This window comes from Peribacillus saganii, assembly GCF_003429095.1.
Taxonomy (GTDB): Bacteria; Bacillota; Bacilli; order Bacillales; family DSM-1321; genus Peribacillus; species Peribacillus saganii.
This window is the reverse complement of sequence record NZ_QVTE01000016.1, coordinates 120,031-137,627: the sequence shown is the minus strand read 5'-3', so window position 1 is coordinate 137,627 and position 17,597 is coordinate 120,031. Positions and strand designations below refer to the sequence as shown.

General features: G+C 42.6%; 12 protein-coding genes and 1 tRNA gene. 3 read left to right on the top strand and 10 right to left on the bottom strand.

Going from position 1 to position 17,597, the window contains the following annotated elements; all coding sequences use genetic code 11:
- Positions 1 to 91 precede the first annotated feature (91 nt).
- Positions 92 to 1,144, top strand: a complete 1,053-nt coding sequence (gene selD, locus D0469_RS07310; protein WP_117325979.1) for a selenide, water dikinase SelD — start codon at positions 92 to 94, stop codon at positions 1,142 to 1,144.
- Positions 1,145 to 1,189: 45 nt separating this feature from the next.
- On the opposite strand, the gene selB is transcribed toward selD, so the two are convergent.
- From selB to D0469_RS07285, 5 genes are all read right to left on the bottom strand, one after another.
- Complete coding sequence (gene selB / locus D0469_RS07305) at positions 1,190 to 3,079, bottom strand: selenocysteine-specific translation elongation factor (protein WP_117325978.1); 1,890 nt, start codon at positions 3,077 to 3,079, stop codon at positions 1,190 to 1,192.
- A gap of 40 nt (positions 3,080 to 3,119) precedes the next feature.
- Positions 3,120 to 3,938 (bottom strand): type II pantothenate kinase, encoded by an 819-nt coding sequence (gene coaW, locus D0469_RS07300; protein ID WP_117325977.1) that lies wholly within the window; start codon positions 3,936 to 3,938, stop codon positions 3,120 to 3,122.
- 31 nt (positions 3,939 to 3,969) lie between these two features.
- Entirely contained in the window at positions 3,970 to 7,101 is a 3,132-nt protein-coding gene (locus D0469_RS07295; RefSeq protein ID WP_117325976.1) for an AAA family ATPase, read from the bottom strand.
- Positions 7,098 to 8,243, bottom strand: a complete 1,146-nt coding sequence (locus D0469_RS07290) for an exonuclease SbcCD subunit D (protein WP_117325975.1) — start codon at positions 8,241 to 8,243, stop codon at positions 7,098 to 7,100. The genes D0469_RS07295 and D0469_RS07290 overlap by 4 nt, the downstream gene beginning before the upstream one ends.
- Positions 8,244 to 8,408: 165 nt before the next feature.
- Positions 8,409 to 8,846 (bottom strand): DUF2621 domain-containing protein, encoded by a 438-nt coding sequence (locus D0469_RS07285; protein ID WP_199478405.1) that lies wholly within the window; start codon positions 8,844 to 8,846, stop codon positions 8,409 to 8,411.
- A gap of 178 nt (positions 8,847 to 9,024) precedes the next feature.
- On the opposite strand from D0469_RS07285, the gene D0469_RS07280 reads away from it, so the two are divergent.
- A tRNA-Sec gene (locus D0469_RS07280) sits at positions 9,025 to 9,121 on the top strand.
- 515 nt (positions 9,122 to 9,636) lie between these two features.
- On the opposite strand, the gene D0469_RS07275 is transcribed toward D0469_RS07280, so the two are convergent.
- The 5 genes from D0469_RS07275 to D0469_RS07255 all read right to left on the bottom strand — a co-directional run bounded on the left by D0469_RS07275 (position 9,637) and on the right by D0469_RS07255 (position 16,419).
- Positions 9,637 to 11,271: a thiamine pyrophosphate-dependent enzyme gene (locus D0469_RS07275; protein WP_267897292.1), complete on the bottom strand. Its 1,635-nt coding sequence runs from the start codon at positions 11,269 to 11,271 to the stop codon at positions 9,637 to 9,639.
- On the bottom strand, positions 11,268 to 12,611 hold the full coding sequence (gene gabT, locus D0469_RS07270; RefSeq protein WP_117325974.1) for a 4-aminobutyrate--2-oxoglutarate transaminase: 1,344 nt from the start codon (positions 12,609 to 12,611) through the stop codon (positions 11,268 to 11,270). The genes D0469_RS07275 and gabT overlap by 4 nt, the downstream gene beginning before the upstream one ends.
- 67 nt (positions 12,612 to 12,678) lie before the next feature.
- Complete coding sequence (locus D0469_RS07265) at positions 12,679 to 13,716, bottom strand: TAXI family TRAP transporter solute-binding subunit (protein WP_117325973.1); 1,038 nt, start codon at positions 13,714 to 13,716, stop codon at positions 12,679 to 12,681.
- A gap of 12 nt (positions 13,717 to 13,728) precedes the next feature.
- Positions 13,729 to 15,618 (bottom strand): TRAP transporter permease, encoded by a 1,890-nt coding sequence (locus tag D0469_RS07260; RefSeq protein ID WP_142919171.1) that lies wholly within the window; start codon positions 15,616 to 15,618, stop codon positions 13,729 to 13,731.
- Between the two features lie 21 nt (positions 15,619 to 15,639).
- Positions 15,640 to 16,419: an IclR family transcriptional regulator gene (locus tag D0469_RS07255; RefSeq protein WP_117325971.1), complete on the bottom strand. Its 780-nt coding sequence runs from the start codon at positions 16,417 to 16,419 to the stop codon at positions 15,640 to 15,642.
- 519 nt (positions 16,420 to 16,938) lie between these two features.
- Between D0469_RS07255 and D0469_RS07250 the strand changes: the two genes are divergently transcribed.
- On the top strand, positions 16,939 to 17,175 hold the full coding sequence (locus D0469_RS07250; RefSeq protein ID WP_117325970.1) for a transposase: 237 nt from the start codon (positions 16,939 to 16,941) through the stop codon (positions 17,173 to 17,175).
- Positions 17,176 to 17,597: the final 422 nt, after the last annotated feature.

Below are 17,597 nucleotides of genomic sequence, written 5' to 3'. Positions count from 1 at the left end.
TGTGAATGGCGGAGCCAAAGCAAATTTGTTGCCTATATTAGCATGTACATAGTTAAATGAACTATACTAACATTGGAGGTGACCAAAAATTATGAAAGAAAATGAAAATATCCGTCTAACCGCTCTTTCCACAAAGGCTGGTTGAGGCTGCAAAATTGGTCCAGAGGACCTGGCGCAAGTTTTGCGCCATTTACCAAAGTTTGATCCAGTACCAGAACTGCTCGTTGGACACGATACTTCCGACGACGCAGGAGTTTATAAGCTCACCGATTCTATCGCTCTGATTCAGACAGTCGACTATTTCACTCCAATTGTGGATGATCCATATATGTTCGGCCAAATCGCTGCAGCAAATGCATTAAGCGACGTGTACGCTATGGGTGGAGAGCCAAAAACTGCATTAAATATCGTAGGTTTTCCAATAAAAAAACTTGGCGGTGAAATCTTGGCAGAAATCCTTAAGGGGGCAGCTGACAAGGTCAATGAAGCAGGTGCTGTAACGGTCGGAGGCCACAGCATCGATGACCAGGAGCCAAAGTTCGGGCTATCGGTTACAGGCATTGTCCATCCGGAAAAGGTGTGGAAAAATGTCGGAGCGAAGCCAGGTGACGCCCTTGTGCTGACAAAACCAATTGGTGTTGGAATTATCACTACTGGAATCAAGAGGAACGCAGCATCCGCTGAACAGGAAAAAATAGTTACAGAAACAATGGCAATGCTAAACAAAACTGCTGCTGAACAGTTGACAAAGTTCAATCCAACTGCGGTAACAGATGTCACTGGGTTTGGCCTGCTCGGTCATGCAAGTGAAATGGCTAAAGGCAGTGAAGTTAGTATTGAAATCAACAGTCAGGATGTCCCGTTGCTTGATGGGACAAGGGATCTCGCTGCGAGTGGCGTTGTACCCGGCGGCACTAAATCCAATCACTCCTGGCTGGCCGGTGACGTAGAGTATCCAGAATCTATGCCTGTTGAAGAACAGCTAATCTTGTGTGATGCAATTACCGCTGGAGGTTTACTCATCTCCATGCCGAGGTATGAAGCAGAGCAATACGTTGCTAACATGAAGGAAGCGGGCATCAAGTCCACCGCGATCATTGGAAGCGTGAAAGAGAAAGATACAAAACTTATCTATGTTCGGTAAGATACAAAAGGAACCAAGCATCTGCCTGGTTCCTTTTTATGTGCACTATTGTTGAGTCATCATCCATCTGCGCCTGTTTTCTTCCCGAACCGTTATCTTTTCACGGTCCAGCAGTTCGAGGAATGGAATCAAATATTTTCTTGACAATCCAAGGATTTCCTTTGCATCCCCAACTTCAAATGTCTCACCTGTTCGTTCCTTGAGCTTATGAACAGCCTGCTCGAAAACAGAAGTAGCAAGATAGAATTTTTCGTCCAAAGCAATAATTTTTTTCGAATTCAAGAGAAAGTGGCGCAATTCTGATGCAATAGCAGACGGGATCCCTGCGTCGTCCAGATAATTTTCAAGAGATAGTACAGATAATCCTGCTCCTTCCATCGCTTTAAGCATTCCTTCCACACGTCTGTTCCAGCTTTGAGGTACGTGCTGCTGAAATCCGTCTTTTGCAATGAACATTCCTGTCCGTTCCCAAATCTCTTGTTCAACCCCTGCTTCCAGCACATATTCAATCAACTGTTTAGGCAGACCGCTCTGCAAGACCTGCACAATTTCAGCTTTGTTAACCCCAGGTCTCATCGGATTTTTATTGTGAAACGCCGTCAGACGGTCGAATATATCCTCTGTTACGGCCGTAATAACGGACCTATGCGTAAAATGATCAGGATAATAAGCAACAAAAGATTCCAGTTGAAGGACACTCTCCAGCTCCTCAATAGTCAATGAGGTCCTTGTCAGCAGCTCAGCTTTAGTTAGCCCCTTTGCTTCCTGCAGCGCTGCCAGTACTCGTTCATCCGGTTTGCCTTCTCTCTTTTTTTGCAATGCCTGAATGGTATTATCGCCAAAACGATATCTTTCGCCTTTTGGATCGATTACCCAGCCGCCTCCAATAGTTTCTTGAGGACTTGGACGCCTCAGGATAAAACGGTCGCCTCGTTTAATCACAATTTCTTCATCAAGGCGGAGCTGGCAAAGAATCTCACCCGTGTTTTCTGAAATTTCATTTCTATCAAAAAACACAATCCGTCCCATAACCTCTGAGGTGCCAATATGACATTTAATTGGCATCCTTTGTTTGACCAAATGCTCAAGATCACCCACCATCTGTAAGGCGACATCCATGCAATTTGATACGATAAAATGCTCAGAGGATACGAGCACATTTCCCCGTTCCAGATCTTCCTTTGCGGCTCCAGAAATGTTAATAGCCGCACGCTGGCCAGCAAAAGCCATTTTCGCAGGGTTATGATGGACCTGCAGCTGCCTGGCCCGCACTTCGATATTTTGCGGAAGTACCACCAAGGTCTGATCTTCACTTACTCTGCCTTCATATACCGTTCCCCGAACGACTGTGCCCTGCCCTTTGACCGTAAACACCTGGTCGATAGGAAGCCTGAAGGGCCCGTTACTGTCCCGCGGTTCCAGTTGTTTAAGCTCGGTTACTATCGCTGCTTTCAGTTCGTCAACTCCCTTTTTAGTAATGCTGTCGACCAACACCACAGGGGATTCCTTGAAAATACTGCTTTCAAGCTCGAGCATAATTTCTTCTCGGACCAAGTCAATAAAGTCTTCTTCCACTCTGTCAATCTTGGTTATAGCCACAATTCCTCTTTTCACTCCTAGAAAATGGAGAATTTCAAGATGTTCTTTAGTTTGGGGCATAACTCCTTCATCAGCGGCAACAACCAAAACCACCATATCGATGCCCGCGACACCAGCAATCATTTGACGGATAAAGCGCTCATGGCCAGGTACATCGACGACCGAAACATGCATATGTTCATCCTCAAAAAGAGGCGCAAAGCCAAGTTCAATGGATATTTGCCTTTCCTTTTCCTCTTTTAAACGGTCTGTGTCCACATTTGTTAATGCCTTTGTCAGAGTAGTTTTTCCGTGGTCGATATGGCCGGCCATACCTATAGTAAAATGCTTTTTCATTGTGACACCCTTCTAGTTCTTATTCGATAAGGGAATTATATCATAGCTGTTTAGCAATCAATGCACCGATAGCTCCACAAAATTCGCCTTGTTCAGGAATCAGCGGTTCACACCCGAACAACTTGGTTCCTTTTATCAAGAATTCCTGCAAAGAACCATTTGAAGCCAATGCTCCCCCAAAATAAACAACAGACGTGGTTCCTTTCATTTGGGCAGCCTGAACAGCTAACAGCATATTAGTTTCAGCAATTAACCCTGTCAGGGACACAGCAATATCTTCACGTGTATATTGTTTTCCATGTGTTACCTTACCAAAATTGCTGGCTGTTAAATAACCGGGAACAGGAGGTTCAAACGGAGCATAAATATCCTTTACTTGAAGGTCAACAGCACTCCTGTCCCCGTTTTTCGACAGCTTAATCACCTCTTGATAATCTCCCGTTCCAAGCAAAAGGGCGGCAAGGCCAAGCAGGGCCCCACCACCTGCACCTGTGCCAATCAGCCTTTCGCTTTTCCCTTCCTTAATAAAATGAAGGGATGTCCCCGTTCCGATATTTACAGCGATAAATCCTTTTTCCCGGATGGATTGTTCCTTCTCCAGAAGGTAAACCGCTCCCTCTGTAAACGCCTCGAATTCTGTTATCTCAGTAATCCGCCCGGAAAATTTTCCTTTTACCGCCATGCCCCTGCCGCCGGTTAGGCGGATATTTGCATCAGGAGCGATGAGCGAAAGCCAGTTTAACAATGAATCCGTCTCCTGATAACTGTATTTTTTCAGATGGAGATTTCCTTTCTCAAAATAAGCAAGTTTAATCAGTGAGCCTCCAGCATCCATCCCAATCGTTTTTTTTGCTTCCATCTACCCAGCTCCCGTCTAAATGAGAATAAAACTACATAAACAGAAAATTGGTTGTGCTTCCTTTTTGTGAAGCACTTACCTCAAGGAGTGCATCAATGCGTTCTTTTAGCTCCGGAACATGGGATATGATTCCCACCAATCTTCCGCCGCTTTGAATATCCATCAACGCTTCAATAGCATTGTCTAATGATTCGGGATCAAGAGTTCCAAAGCCTTCATCAATAAACATTGTTTCAAGTGAAATTCCGCCGGCATGTTGCTGGACAACATCTGCAAGTCCCAGCGCCAGCGAAAGCGCAGCCTTAAAGCTTTCCCCGCCCGATAAGGTCTTAACATGCCGTTCCTGCCCAGTATATTGGTCAAATACCGATAGTTCTAATCCGCTCTGAATATTGCGGCGGGTAGGGTCAATCTTCCGGCGCAGCTGGTAACGGCCTCCGGTCATTTTAATCAGTCTCATATTAGCTTCCTTTAAAATATCATCCAAAAACGCTGCCAATACATAGCGCTCAAATGTAATTCTGAAAGGGTTTTGACCTTTCGTGATTTCATAAAGATGACCAACGACTGCATACTTTTCGTCAATTTCCTTTTGGGAAGCTGAGATTTCCTCTATTTTCAAGAGTATTTTTTCATTTCTTTGCTTGCCCATTCTCCATTCCTGGTGGACATTCCTTAACTTATCCAGATCGGCAGAAACAGTGTTTAACATACTTTGCAGTGCAGCAAGATCCGGTTTATTTATATCTTTCAGTTTTAGTTCTAAGTCATGAAGCAGCCCAGTAATGGTATGGAATTTTTGACCGTAAGCTTCAATTGTCTTTTCGTAGCTGTTAAGCTGAGCCTCCGTACGCTTGGCGGACTCATACGCGCTGTACGTTTCAAACCCCTGGGCAATCATGTCCGCTTTAAAGCGGCTCCGTTCCTGTTCCAGCTCCGCTTGCATTTTATGATGATTTTCTTCGGTTGCGGCCTTTTGTGCGGAAAAAGCAGATTCCGTTTCTCTTGCCTGCTGCAGCTTTGCTGCCGCATTCTCTAATGCTTCCTGCATCATTTTGTGCGTGGCCTGAGCTGCTCCCAAAGCGCTTTCCCACGTTTCCGGTGTCCGCATATCCTCTGGGACGGTATCCATCAGGCTGTTTAGCTTTGCATTAAGTTCCAGGTAGCTTACCTTTAAAGCATCTTCCTTTTTTCCAAACTCCTCAATTAGCATTTTCTTTTCTTCACGCTGCAATTTAAGGCTGTTGTATTCAGTTTCAATCCGCGGGAGTGAATCCTTTTTTAGCTTTAACCGCTTTAGCTCCTGCTCAAGATCTTGTTTTTCCAGCTTATATTTCCGTTCAAAGATGCTAATGTCCGAAACATGGAAATCCGGAATTGTTTCCTGAATTCCCGCGATTTTCTCTTCCGTACTGGCGCTTAGTGATGTCCAGCTGGACTTCGCTTGATAGTACTCTGACTCTGACCTGCTTCGTGCTTGCTCTGCAGTTGCCACCTTGGCCTTTTGGGCTTTCATTTCATCCTCAGAGGGTGAATCATCAGAGATTCCAGCCGGATTTGGATGATGAGCTGAACCACAGACCGGACATGCTTCCCCACTTACAAGTGTCGCTGCCAGTATCCCTGCATGGGAAGACCTCAGGCTTAATTCAAGGTTTTCATACTGCTGTTTTTCCTTTTCCAGCTTCTCCGTCATTTCCCTCATAGATTGTTCTTTTGCGCCAAAAAGGGCTTCAGCATTTCCAAGGTCCTTCATCGTTTCGGAAAGCCGTGATAACTGCTGGAGTATCGACTTTGCTTTGTCCCATTTTCGTTGTTCCTCTGAAAATAATAGAGCTGCCTTTTCACAATCACCCTTTTCCTGCTGCAGCCTTTCTTCAGTCAGCTCTAGCTGACGGAAAGCTGCTTCAGCTGTTTGTTTATCAGAAACAGCATTTTTCCACTTGACTTCCTGAGTTCCCGTTTCAGTAGATAGCTTTGAAAATACAAGCACTTTTTCCTTTAGCTGCTGCAGGTGATGGACCTCTGCAGCTGCCTGTTCGCGCTCGGAGGATTTTGCCTGCTCTAATTCGTATTTATCCTGAAGTTCTCTTTTTATGCTGTTCCATTTTTCAGCTTCCATCGTAAGCCTTTCAAGCTCTGCCTTCAGCTGTGTCACCTGTGAGTGAATTCTTTTGCAGTATTGCTCCTGCTTTTCAAGGTTAGCCGCTTTCTGCGCTAAACGAATACAGTTTTTAAGTTCTTCAATCTCTTCTTTCTTCGCTTCAAGCTGCAGTTTTTCAGCCTGCAGTTTATCCCTCTCAGCCATCCTGGCCAAAATGTCCTCAGCTTTGTGAATTTCCTGCTGAGCTCGGCTTCTTTCCGCTTCCTTCGCTTGCATAATTGTTTCCATATCAAAAAGTTTCATTTCCGCCTTCTCAATTTCAGCCGACAGCAAAGGAAGGACTACATGTTCATTTGGTTCATCGCTTTGTACCACTTCACTTAGCTCCGATTCTTCTGCGGTATAGATTTCCTTTATTAATCTAATCCGCTCAAGCCGGCTTTTTTCCGCCTGCACTTTAAGTTCAGCTGCTTCGTCCTTAAGCTTTTCTTCTACGCGTTTATATTGCTCAGTATGAAAAAGCTTTTGCAAAATTTGTTCTTTGTCCTTGCTCTCAGATGTAAGCAGCTTTCGAAATTCCCCCTGCGGAATCATTAAAATCTGGCGGAACTGATTTGTATCCAGCTGCATGATCGATTTAATTTTTTCATCCACTTCCCGCACATTCGCACCTAGCAGTTTCTTTTCGCCGTTTGTTTCTATTTCATATAGTTCAGCTTTGGCTGTTACAGTCGTAACACCGTTCCCTGATTTCTTCTTCTTTTCCTGCTGCGGTGCACGTGTAATAACGTACGATTTTCCCCTCAGCATAAACTCAAGGGTAACTTCGGTAGTCAGACTGTCTTCCGCGAACTGGCTTCGCAGCTCTTGACCGATACGGTCTTCCCCGCTCGCTTTTCCGTAAATCGCATAGGAAATTCCATCAAAAATGGTCGTCTTTCCAGCACCGGTTTTCCCGGAAATCACAAACATTGTCCTGCTGCCAAGGAGGGTAAAATCAACATGCTCTTTCCCGGCATACGGTCCGAACGCCTGCATGGTCAATTTTAAAGGTTTCATTTCAACGCTTCCTCCCTTTTTACTTTCTCGATGACAGAGGTCATTACTCCGCGTTTTTTCTCATCAAATATACGGTCGGTCATTTCACTGTAAAACGTCTCAAACAAATCAAGTTCCGTTTTCTTTTCGTCCTTTACGGATTGGAAGCTTTGCTTTCGCTTGCTGTCAACAGCTTCCCACTTCCGTTCCAGATGCAAAACATTAGGATAAATCATACGAAGCTTGTTCATCGGATCGATGATTGATCCTTCATCGTGGAGGGTAATTTTCAAATAGTCTTCCGTTTTTTGAGATTGATAGAAAGCAGGGTCCAATAGCTCTTCTAACAGTCCTTCCACTTCACGCATATCTTGCTTTGGTACTAAGGAGCGATACTTTGTTTCGAAGCTGCCATCAGGATTCATATTAACAATTGTAATAGATTTCTTTTGTTTGGCTTCTGAAAAGGAATACTTCATCAACGAACCAGAGTAACTTGCTTTATCGTGCTTTAATGCGTCGGGACTATGTAAATGACCCAGCGCCGTGTAATCAAAAGTTTCAAACAGCTCGGAGGCTACACAGCCGGAACCGCCAACAGACAAGATTCGTTCGGAATCAGTCGTTTTACCACCTAGAACAAAAGCATGTCCAACAAAAACATTCGGTTCGTTTGGATTAAGAGTCTCTTCTATTTTCCCGACAATCGCCTTCATCGCATTATCATGGGTCGTGATAGAATCATCATCCAGCATGGCCTTCACTACTCCAGGCTCTGCATAAGGAACAAGATAAAAATTTACGCCGTTTAACCGAACGGGTTCAAACTTTTGAGGCATCTTTCCCTGAATGTGGAGATTGCTGTGGCGATACCAGGAAGAGCCGAAAGAGAGCCGCTCTGCACTATCATGGTTCCCCGAAATCGCAACAATGGGCGTCTTCATGTCCACATTAATGGTATAAAGCACTTCATCAAGGAGTTCTACAGCCTCTGTCGGCGGGACAGAGCGGTCATACAAGTCCCCTGCAATAACAACTGCATCCGGCCGCTCTTCGTCAACCACTTCAATAAATTGCTGCAATACAAGTCTTTGATCCTCTGTCATATGGACGCCATGGACAATCTTTCCCAAATGCCAATCCGCCGTATGTATGAATTTCATAATTTCACTCCATCCGTGTTCATATATGGTTTGATTATAGCAAAAAAAGAAGCTTATAGACGGAAAACGAAACAAATGTTCTTTTTTTCCTTCAATTCAATATTTATGGGGAAAAAATTCGAGAAACAAATAAAAGGACAAAACATGGCGTTTTGTCCCTAGATGCTAAAACAAGTGTTTATATGGCCGCAAATCCACTTTTCTTTCGGCAAGCTTCTTCCGCAGGAATTTATGGTCGCGCTTAGGTGTAGCAAGGATATAACCTCTGATAATAAGATCTTCCGTGATTTGCGGGGCCTTTTCCTTTACAGCAATTTCCCCAATTTTCCCTGCAATTTTTTGCCTGGCTACATCCCTGAACAATTCAGGAACCGGGCTTACCAAATCCTCCAGCAAGACTTTTTCATCAGCAGACCACAGTCCGCGTGTCTTTTCGACATAATGCTCTTCCCAATCCATGTCGGACCTGCCATCCTCTTTCGGCAGCCTTTTTAAAAACTTTCTGAACATAAAAAAGCCGCCAATCGCGAATAATCCAACCAAAACAACTATCCAAAACAGGATAAACCACAAAAACCAGCCTTCCAGTTGCACCCTGTTCACCCCATTAATCAAGTAATCTATTATGTATAATTTATTATAGCCACGAGCCTAATGGAAAAACAAGAAAAACAATGTCGAACCTACATGATCGCAGTACTGCAGATTCCATCCAGCAAGCGAGCTTTTATATTGATTTCTGTCGACGGGCTATATATAATATAAAAGTTCTCTAATTTCTGGGGTCGGAAGGGTAGCTGGTGCGCCCCTCGGTCTTCAAAACCGCGTGAGAGGCGCGTGTCGTCTCTGGTGGGTTCGATTCCCACACGGTCCCGCCAAATTAAGATTTACAGCGTTATTGTACATAACAGTCTTGCACGGTCCTCGCGGTAAAAATAGGCTAAACCGATTGAGTCCGATTTGAAAAACCGAGTAGGACATTTACTCTTAGTCGCCCTATTATAATTCATAGGGCGCTATTTTTATGCAAACAAAATTATTCGCAAATACAAGCGAGGAAAAAACAGCAAGAAAACTAAAAAGGTAATAAAAGAATTAACACCATTTCAAATATTTGAACGTTTTATGACCATTAAGAAAACGGAAGCATTTTCTTCCCGTACTTAACTGGCTATTACAATCACTTTGAATATTTTAAAAGATATAAAGTTGAAGATATCTTCTGATCAAATCAAAGTTGATATTTTCCGTGGTTTTATTTTGCGAATGAATTTTAAATTTCTCCAAGGATGTGCACTTGATGTCATTTAGGTGAAAATGTGATATCTATATCTATGCTATAAGTAAATTATGAATTCCGATGAAAAGTTGAAAGGTCAAAAAATCTTTTTTTCTATGATCTTTTTACTTGATTAACCGAAAGGATGCTAGGATCCGTTTGAATCTCGATTAAAGCTGGCTTACCGCTGTCCAATGCCCGTTTCAAAGCAGGAACAAAGTCAGCATTTTTATGAACGGTTTCACCATGACAACCAAACAAACGAGAAAGTGCTGCATAATCGGGATTTTTTAGATCGGTCGCAACTACGCGGCCTGGAAAATGCTTTTCTTGATGCGCACGGATCGTTCCATACATATTGTTGTTGACAACTATAGCAATGATCGGGACGTTATAACGCGCTGCTGTTTCCAATTCCTGCATCGTCATCATAAATCCGCCATCACCTGAGAAGGAAATCACCGTACGGTCTGGACTAGCAATCTTTGCACCAATCGCCCCAGGAAGTCCATAGCCCATAGCACCAGAAGTAGGACCTACATAGGTCTTTTCTTCACGGAATGGAAAGAAGCGACAGACCCAACCAAAAAAGTTTCCAGCATCACTTGTTATTACTGTGTTTTCGGGAACATATTCAATTAAATCATGAATGACTCCTTCCATATCTGTATACTCTTGAGAATAGTAGGGTTTTGAAGTTGAAAAGGTCTCATATTCACTTCTTGCCCGCACTATCATCTCCATTCGACCTTCAGATACTGCCGATGCTTCTTGCTTTAATGCCTCCACTAAGAAAGCTTTCGCGTCTGATACGATTGCATGATATGGTGCGTAAACTTTCCCCAGCTCATTCGGTGAAATGTCGACATGAATCAACTTTGTATTTTCACTTAGGAGCTCATAATCTTGCGTACTCACTTGAGAGAATCTCGTTCCTAGTGCTAATATAACATCAGCCTTCTTGATAGCCTCCAAGGTGGACTTGCAAGGACCAAAGCCAAGCCAGCCGATGTAGTGCGGATGGAGATTTGGGAAGGCGTCGAAGCGTCGGAAAGCAGTAACGACAGGAATTGTGAATTTCTCTGCAAACTGGATAAGCCATGCAGAAGAACCAGAAAGAGTGACTCCACCTCCGGCGATCAGAACTGGATTCTCCGCTACTGCAAGAATGTTAAGTGCTTCCCTAACCGCTGCCGAATCCACTCCCGGTTCGACAATTGGATATGGCTTCCTTATATGAACCTCAACTTTATCCTCTAGCATATCATGTGGCAGACCAACAACGACAGGACCCGGTCTTCCAGATTTGGCCATGGCAAAGGCCCGGTGCATAATTTCTGGAATCCGCTTCGCATCATCAATCTCTATTGCCCACTTAGCTATATGATTGTAGTATCCAGCAAGGTCAACCTCCTGGAATGCTTCCCTCGCTTTAAACGGACGTTCCACTTGTCCAATTAATACAACCATTGGTGTAGAATCCTGGTAAGCCGTATGGATACCTATCGATAGGTTAGTGGAACCAACTCCACGAGTCGCCATGCAAACTCCTACTTTACCCGACATTTTGGCATAACCTTCAGCCATAAAAGAGGCACCTCCTTCATGACGGGCTGAAATGACATTAATGTTAGTGTCATAGAGGGCGTCCAAAACACCTAAGTAACTCTCACCCGGTACACAAAATACAGATTCTACCCCTTCCACCTTCATCACTTCAACGATCGCTTTTCCTCCCGAAATTCTCACTTCTTAAACACTCCTTTTTCACATTCTTGAACCACTTCTGTAAATATCTGAAGCCCTTCTTCCAGCTGCTCTTCTGTTATAATAAGAGGAGTCAAGAATCGAATTACGTTTCCGTACCACCCTGCAGTAAGAACAATTAAACCGCGGTCTAAGCACATTTTTACAATACGCTGCGGCAATTCTGAATTAGGTTCCTTTGTTGTACGATCCTTCACGAATTCCACAGCACACATTGCACCTAAGCATCGGATTTCTCCAATTGACGGACAGCATTGGGCAAGTTTGTTAAGCCTATCACTCATCCTTTGTCCGATGAATGTAGCACGATCCAACAGCTTTTCTTCCTTGATTGTTTCAATTACGGCCAAAGCAGCAGCACAAGCGAGAGGGCTTCCTCCCAACGTACCGCCAAGCTCCTTTTTCTGCAGCGAATCCATTATAACCGCTCGCCCAGTAACAGCACTAAGTGGAACACCAGCTGCCAACGATTTAGACATGACCATTAAATCTGGTTCAATATCGAAATGCTCAACGGCGAACATTTTACCCGTGCGTCCAAAGCCGGTTTGAATTTCATCGGCAATAAGTAAAATACCATGCTTTTCACAAATTCCCTTAACTCCTTGCAGAAATTCCTTCGACGGGATAACGAAACCACCTTCACCTTGGATCGGTTCAATAACTACCGCTGCAATATCCTCCGGTGCAATTTCCATACTAAATAGGCGTTCAAACTGTCTAAGCGCATTTCGGTCTGCTTCTGGCCGCGGAAGCTCAGAGCGGTAGTAATAAGGATATGGCATGCGGTACGTGTCGGTGGCAAGTGGACCAAAACCGTATTTGTAAGGTTTTACTTTACTAGTTAGAGTCATAGTCAAATGTGTTCGCCCATGGAATCCGCGTTCAAATGATACGATACCTCTTCTTTTTGTGTAGTATCTGGCAATTTTTATCGCATTTTCTACTCCTTCTGCACCACTGTTGAATAGTGCCGTTTTCTTCTGCCACTTTCCGGGTACCAATTCATTTAGCTGTTGGGCCAGCTTAATATAGGATTCATACATAACTACATGAAAACAGGTATGTATAAAAGAGTCTAATTGTGCTTTTATTGATTCTACAACTTTAGGCGGACAGTGACCCACATTTAGGGCACCAATTGAACCCGCAAAATCAATAAAGGTGTTCCCATCCATATCGGTAAGGAGCGCACCGTATGCTTTCTTTGCAAAAATCGAAGTCGCATTCGCTAGGGCTTGTGGTACAGCTTCTTCTCTTTCTTGCTTAAGCTGTATAGATCTTGGTCCTGGCACCGAACTATTCATTACAATCTCTCCCATTTACAAGCACCTCTTCTCTCTTATTTAGAAGAAGCACGGTTGAGGCACCGTGCTTCCATTTACAAATCTATTTTATAGCACCTTGTTCTCTTAGGTATTTCTCAGCACCTGGATGCAACGGAATAGACATACCATCAGTAGCAGTTTTCAAGTCAATACTATCACCACGCGGATGGATCTTTATAATCTCTTCTTTCTTTTCAAAAATGGTTTTCGTTAATTTATAAACCATTTCTTCAGATACCCCTGCATGAGTTACTAGCATAACCTTGGCACCTGCCGTAGGTACATCAACGTCGATGCCTTCATATGTTCCCTTTGGGATGATGACCATGTTTGAGAAGTAAGGATATTTAGAAACCAATGATTTGATCTTTTCTTCTTCAATCGGTAAAATATTCACGTCATGTTGAGTAGTAATATCAGTAACAGCAGAATTCGGAATGCCTGAATCGATCATAACCGCATCAATCTGACCGTCTTTAAGCATAGTAACACCTTCCGAATAGCTAACAAATTGAGGTTTGATATCACCCAAAGACAGCCCGTACTCCTTAAGTACTAACTGCATGTTCAAAGCAGATGAGCTCCCCTGAATACCTATCGCTACAGTCTTTCCTTTCAAATCAGCATAACTTTGAATACCTGAATCCTTCATAACGACTGTTTGCATTAGGTTGGCATATAAGGACATAATTCCACGTAGGTTATCAAACTTGTTGTCCTTAAACATCTCAATACCTTCATAACCGTAGTAGGCTATACCAGTTTCTGTGAATCCAATTTCTGCTTCACCTTGTCCCAACAAACGAACATTTTCATTAGATCCCCCAGTGGATTCTACAGTAGCATTTACGCCAATTCCTGCACCGTTAAGTGCTTTACCTATTCCCCCACCAAGTGGATAGTAAGTACCACTAGTTGCTCCAGTTACAATGGAAATTGCTTCACTGCTTCCGGGAGATGTGCGTTCAGCAGGTTTTTCAGTCTCTGTTGGTGAATTGGTGGAAGTTACCTTGTTTCCACCACCACTGCATGCAGCACCAAGTATTGATAGTGCAACAAATATTGATAATAGCATTCCTTTTTTTAATATTCTTTTCAATTTAATACCCTCCTAAGTGTTTTTTGTGTTTGCTTGCTCTATTTCATTCTTAGTTGTCTGTTTTGACGTTTTCCACTGCCATACAAAAACTGATACTACCGCAAAAGCCCCTATCAAATCCGATACGTGTTCTGGAACTAATAACAGCGCACCGGAAATTAAGAGGATCAAGCGTTCTAATTTAGTTGTCGGGCGGAGCATATACCCTTGTAGCGCAGCTGCTAGCGAAATAATAGCCAGTATTGAGGTAATCGTAGCGATTATAATATCACTTGTCTTCCCTATCCATAATAGAGATGGGAAATATACAAACATATACGGAACGATGAAGCCAATAATGGCAATTTTCACCGTGGTCATACCCGTCTTCATGGGTGAAGCATTTGCAATTCCAGCACCTGCATAAGAAGCCAAAGCAACCGGTGGGGTAATATCAGCAAATACCCCGAAATACAGAATGAACATATGTGCTGCGATTAATGGGATACCCAATTGTTCCAGTGCTGGTGCAGTAAGAACTGATAAAACTATATATGTAGCTGTTGTAGGTAACGACATCCCCAAAATTATTGATGCAATCATACTTAGGAATAACCCTAAAAACAGTTGCCCAGCGGAAATGGAAACGATAAAATCAGTGAATTTTAAACCCAATCCAGTAAGTGAAACCGTTCCGACAATCATCCCTGCACAAGCGGTAGCAGTAATAATACTGATAGATATTTCTGCACCCATCCTACAGGCATCCACGATTTTCCTTATCCCCATCCTTGTGGAAGCTTTTATCATGCTAACTAAAATTAAACTAAAGATAGCTAGATAGGCAGCTTTCGTTGGGCTTGAGCCCCCGGCTAGTGCCGTAACAACAACTACCAGTGGAATGATAAATTGTCCACCTAATAGTAAAGTTTTTTTAAGATCAGGAACTTCCTCTTTAGACATCCCTTTCAGTCCAGTACGTGAAGCTTCAAAATGAACGTTCATATATAAACTTAAGTAATACAGTGCTGCCGGGAGGATGGCTGCCATGGCAATATCCATGTAGGGCACCCCTGTAAGCTCGGCCATGATGAAAGCCGCAGCCCCCATTATTGGTGGTGTAATTTGTCCACCGGTAGAAGCAGCAGCCTCTACTGCTCCAGCAAAATGGGACTTGTATCCTACTCGTTTCATCAACGGAATGGTAAATGTCCCAGTCCCTACGACATTGGCAATAGAACTTCCTGAAATAGTTCCCATGAAACCGCTTGCAAAAATTGCGATTTTCGCAGGACCTCCCTTGCTTCTGCCAGTTAAACTAACCGCTAAATCAATAAAAAACTGACCGGCACCAGATTTTTCTAAAAAGGCTCCAAAAAGCACGAACAAAAACACAAATGTCGTAGCAACCCCGAGTGGAACTCCAAAGATTCCTTCGGTTGTCAAATACATTTGATTAATCATCCGCTCTACAGAATAACCACGGTGATTGAATATACCCGGGATATGATTTCCTAAGAATCCATAGAGTAGAATTATGATTGTAATGAAGGATAGCTCCCATCCAATTGTTCGTCGAGTAGCTTCAAGTATAAGAACTACCGCTAGTACTCCCATTATTAAATCTAGCTTGTTTGGCATTCCCATGCGTGTTATTAAATCATTAAAAGCAACAATAATATAAACGCTTACAGCAACAGAACAAATAGCCAGCAGTAAATCTAAAAACGAAATACGATTTCCTTTTCTTTTTTTATTTGCAGGAAAAATCAGGAAGCAGAGCACCATGGCAAACAGGAGAACGAAGGCGCGTTGCTTCATAGCGACAAGTGAACCAAAAATCGCGGTATAAAGGACAAATCCGGAAAGCATGACCCCTAATAAACTAGTTAGTAAATTCCAATGCCTAGCACTTCTATCCAATATTTCTTCACCTCAACCTATTCATATTTTGAGAGATATAACTTCCTTTCTATACCCTAAATCACCAGAAATGAGATCTGCAGCTTTTTTCGTTTCCTCTAGTAAAAATGCCAAGCGCTCTTGAAAACGGGACTTCATCCCACTTATCGTGAGTGCAGCTATAACATTACCCTTATGATTCCGAATCGGAAAGGATAATCCTATGGTATCTAGGGTTTGCTCCCCGTCACTAATGGAATAGCCATCTTGGATAATTTTGGTCAATTCTTTTTCCAGTCCTTCTATAGTAGTAATGCTGTTGGGCGTCATCGCTATTAATTCCATCTTTTGAAGGTGTTTAGCACGCTCTAGTCCGTCCATGTGGGCAAGCAATAATTTCGAACCAGAACCAAGGTGTAATGGTGACCTTCTGCCTACACTAGTAAACAAGCGAATGGGCTGTTTGCTGTCTACCTTTTCAATATAAACAGCATGTTCTCCATCAACGACTACTAAATGTACAGCTTCATCCACCGATTCTGCCAATTGCTTCATAAGGGGCAAACATACCTTTCGTACTTCGGATTGCTCCAATACAATATTACCTAGTTCTAACAACTTCATCCCAAGACGATAACGAATGTCCTGATCCGAATACTTAATTTTCGATAGAAAACCACAAAATTCTAATGAGCTAAGTAATCGATAAGTCGTCGGTTTCGACATTCCTGAAAGCTTGGCGATGTCAGAGAGGGATTGCTCTGGTTTATCCAGAGAAAAATAATTTATTAAGTTTAGGGCTTTTATCACACTTTGATTCATCTTAACTTTCCCCCCGTATGGAGTTTCAATAATTGCAACGCCATTTCATCTATTACTTACTTCATTAATATTTTCGAAGTAAGATAATTATTCCATTTATATATGATTATTAAAATTGAGCAATTACAATTGAAAACTTACCACTGTAAGAAGTTTTGTATAAATAGTTAAAATTACCATTAAGAATAAGCAAATTAATTGATGATTTAGCGAAAGAACAATGTAAATCAGTTGAAGATAGTCAAAATGTTGAAGAACCTTTTAAAGATACAATCCAACAAGTATTTGAAGCGGAAATTGAACTAATTCCGGCAATAGCCGAAATTGGATACAGCCATAAACGGATAAATCAAAATTTGGTCCTACCGAACTGAAAATGCCGAGAGACCGGAACGAAGAATATGAACCTCACACAATAAAAAATGAGAAACACAGTAAATGGGCTGGAAGAACAGATCATTGGCCTCTATGCAAACGGCATGTCCACCTGGGATATTGAGGACTATATGAAACATTTATATGGAATTGATGTTTTGCCGACTATTGGTGAGCAAAGTAACGGATAAAATTATGCCACTTATTGTGGGAGTGGCAATCCCGTCCATTAGACAGAGTTACCCAATCGTCTTCTTGGAGGCCATTCATTTTAAGGTCAGAAAAGAAAACCGAATCGTAAATAAGTCTGCTTACAGCGTTTTAGGAATCATTATGTCTCGCCATAAAGAGATTTTTGGTATTTGGATTGCAGAAAAATGAAAGTGCAAGTTTTTGTGCAATGCCTGAAAAACAGGGTGGCGAAGACATTCTTATTACTTGTAAGGACGGGATTTCCGCTTGACCGAAGTGTAGTTCCGACTTGACATGGAGCTTCTGCGCATGATTTCTGGAGATTGGGCGAAACCTTTAAAAGAAAGGCATCGCCCGGCTGAGCCTATCATACCCCCACAATATAAAGCCTTTACATTACCGAAGTGAAAACCCTATTTACCCAAAAAGATTTATACTCCCTGCAGTAATGACTCCTATACATAGCCGCTGTTCAATTAGATGTTTTATTACTTCAAAACATTTATTTACGTAATAGATATTAACCTGTCAAGATATTGGGGAGAATTTTCGGACACAAATAAACGATCTGCCCCCAATCATCTTTTACTAAATCTAATATACGTAAAATA